The 3,018-nt window shown below is 64.2% G+C and carries 3 protein-coding genes; all 3 read right to left on the bottom strand.

The genetic code is table 11. The features are described from left to right. Positions 1-1,101, bottom strand: a 1,101-nt coding sequence (locus EN932_RS32645; protein ID WP_128369386.1) for a Do family serine endopeptidase, incomplete at its 3' end; no start/stop codon positions are given. A 245-nt stretch (positions 1,102-1,346) separates the two neighbouring features. Then, positions 1,347-2,066: an MBL fold metallo-hydrolase gene (locus tag EN932_RS32640; protein ID WP_127368344.1), complete on the bottom strand. Its 720-nt coding sequence runs from the start codon at positions 2,064-2,066 to the stop codon at positions 1,347-1,349. 53 nt (positions 2,067-2,119) lie between these two features. Then, the coding region (locus EN932_RS32635) for a diphosphate--fructose-6-phosphate 1-phosphotransferase (RefSeq protein WP_127390200.1) at positions 2,120-3,018 on the bottom strand (899 nt) is incomplete at its 5' end.

Below are 3,018 nucleotides of genomic sequence, written 5' to 3'. Positions count from 1 at the left end.
TTCCGTGGCGCCCGGCGCGACATCGGCGACCGCCCGCGACAGGTCCTTGGGGTCCTTTACGTCCTGCCCGGCAAAGCTGGTGATGACGTCGCCCGTCTCGATGCCGGCCTTGGCCGCCGGCGAGCCGTCATTGACCTCTGAAACCAGCGCGCCGCCGGGATGGTCGAGCCCGATGGCGCTCGCGACATCCGGTGTCACCTCCTGGATCTGAACGCCGAGATAGCCGTACTGGATGGAGCCGCCCTTCATCAGCTTGGCCACCACCTTCTGGGCCTGGTCCGACGGAATGGCAAAGCCGACGCCGACGCTGCCGCCATTGGGCGAATAGATCGCCGTGTTGATGCCGACGACATTGCCGGCGACATCCACCAGCGGACCGCCGGAATTGCCGTGGTTGATCGGCGCGTCGATCTGGATGAAATCGTCGAACGGGCCGCTATGCAGGTCACGGCCGCGCGCCGAGACGATGCCTGCCGTGACGGTGGTGCCGATGCCGAACGGGTTGCCGAAGGCCAGCACCTGGTCGCCTGGCATAAGCTTGTCGGAATCGCCCCATTTGACGGTCGGCAGGGGTTTGTTCGACTTGATCTTCAGCACGGCGAGATCGTTCTTGGCATCGCGCCCGACAAGCTTGGCCGGAAGTTCGGTGCCGTCGTCGAGCGTCACCTTGATCGAAGAGGCCCCATCGATGACGTGATTGTTGGTGACGATGGTGCCGTCGGAGGCGACGATGAAGCCGGAACCCAGCGCCTCGGCGCGCTGCGGTTGCTGTTGCGGCGGCGTCTTGGGCGTCGGCATGCCCTGGTCACCGAAGAACTGGCGGAAATAGTCGTCGAAAGGCGAGCCGCCGTCGAAAGGAGAGGCATCGCTCATCGTTTCAGGCTGTGCCTTCATGACGGTGGTGACCGTCACCACCGCCGGCTTGTCGGCGGCAACGATGGGTGCGAACGAGCCATTGGGCGCAGTGATGCCGGCAACAGGTGTCTGGGTGGTCGGAACGGTGTTGCCCGCGCTTTGGGCGAAAGACATGACGAAGGGGGATATGATCAGCGCAGCGCCCAGCAAGGCCGCGACGCGATGCCTACGAAGGATATCTGACATGGTCGTTTGTCCGGGCGAGAGTTGATCCAGCGCCGTGGCCTCCCATGCGGGAAATCGGTCATCGGCGTGTCGAGGTTGCAATTGCCCGTCTCGCCTACATGGCAGCCAACCGGATCGACGGCCTTACATCTAGGGCGCGGATTGGCCCGATTTAGGGTTTTCGGGCGACCTTACGAAGATTTAATATCCGCACGGCGGCAGGGTCACAAAGTCGTCGGGTCGCGCCTTGCTGCCTCGCTGGAGCCTTAGCCACCGGCGGTTCGTCCGAGATAGGCCGTAGCAATCTCGCGCATGCGCTTGCCGTCGAAGCTCGGTCCGTGTCCTCCATGACCGATACGGATCGACAGGTCGAGCAGGCGCCGCATCGTACTGATATAGGCGGCCCGGTCGGAATCCGGCAGGTCGTCTATTAGCATGGCGTCGTAGATGGCATCGCCGCTGAAGAACAGTCCGTCGGCCTCGTCGAACAGCGCGATCGAATCCGGTGAATGGCCCGGCAAATGCAGCACGCGAAATTGCCGGTCGCCAAGATCGACGACATCGCCCTCGTCCAGGGTTCGCGTCAACGGCGCGGGCGGGATCCTGTAGTCGGCCGACTTCCATCCGGGCGCCGGCAGTTTCGAGACGGCACCCTCGAGGTCGTGGAACATGTAGGCGTAAGTCGCGGCCTCATCCATGGTCTCGAACCGAGCCGCGCTCATTCTTGGCCCGGCCCGCAACGGGAATTCATGCAGCGAGCCGACGTGGTCGAGATGGATGTGGGTGGCAACGACCAGCAACGGCTTGCCCTGCGGCGTCTCGATCTGCGGCGCCAGCGGACAGATGCCCATACCGGTGTCGACGAGCAGGTCGGCATCGCGACCGCGCAGATGCCAGATATTGGCCCGAACATAGGCATGCACGAAGGGCTCGGTCAGCATCGTCGTCTTGCCGTCGACCACGCTCCTGCTGAACCAGCTCGGCATCAAGTGTGAGTCCGGCATACGAAGTGAGCCGGGCATCAGGTGTGAGCCCGGCATCAGACGAAGGGCTTCCCGACCTTGTACTTTTCCGGCACCAGCCGCTTGAGATAGGCCATGCCGGCATCCGACAGCTGATTGACGTCGGGCTTCATGAAATCGTCCGGCATGTGGCGGGTCTTGCCGGCGACGTTCTTGAGCGGCACTTTCTTCAGCACCGTTCTGGTGCCGTCATATTGCAGCGCCACCGAGCCGCCGCCCTGTTCGGCGACGGTGACGGCGAAAGCGCCGGCATCGAAAGCCTCCTGCGCGTCGACCGCGCTGATGGCGCCGATATAGCCGCGCGGCATGTAGCCGAGCGCATCGACGCGGGCACGCTTGCCCGGCAGGCCTTCCGCCAACGCGCGCTCGAGTGCGGCCGGCAGGTCGCTGCCCGACAGCTTGACGTTGCCATGCGCGTCGCGCTCAAGCTTGTCCGGCGGCACCAGGCTTTCGACCAATGCCTTGCCGTCGGCGGTGCTGACGCCTTCCGAAACGGCGACGATGCAGCGCTTGTGGCGATCGAGCGTGGCACGCACGTCGTCGATGAAGCCAGCGGCTGAGAATGGGCGCTCGGGCACATAGACGAGATGAGGGCCGCTGTCGGGGTCGAGCTGCCAGGCAGCGGCAGCCGCGGTCAGGAAGCCCGCATGCCGGCCCATGACGATGCCGACATAGATGCCGGGCAGCGCGCGAAAATCGAGATCGACGGACAGGAAGGCGCCGGCGACGAACTCGGCCGCCGAAATAAAGCCCGGCGTGTGGTCGTTTTCCTCGAGATCATTGTCGATGGTTTTTGGCGCATGAACAAAGGCAATTGAGCCGCCGGCGGCGTCGGTCAGGATCTGCTGGGTACCCGACGTGTCGTTGCCGCCGATATAGATGAAGGCGTCGGCGCCGGCCTTCTTCAGGCCGTTGA

The sequence above is a fragment of the Mesorhizobium sp. M7A.F.Ca.US.002.01.1.1 genome (genome assembly GCF_004022955.1).
Taxonomy (GTDB): domain Bacteria; phylum Pseudomonadota; class Alphaproteobacteria; order Rhizobiales; family Rhizobiaceae; genus Mesorhizobium; species Mesorhizobium ciceri.
This window is presented reverse-complemented; position numbering and strand designations above follow the sequence as displayed.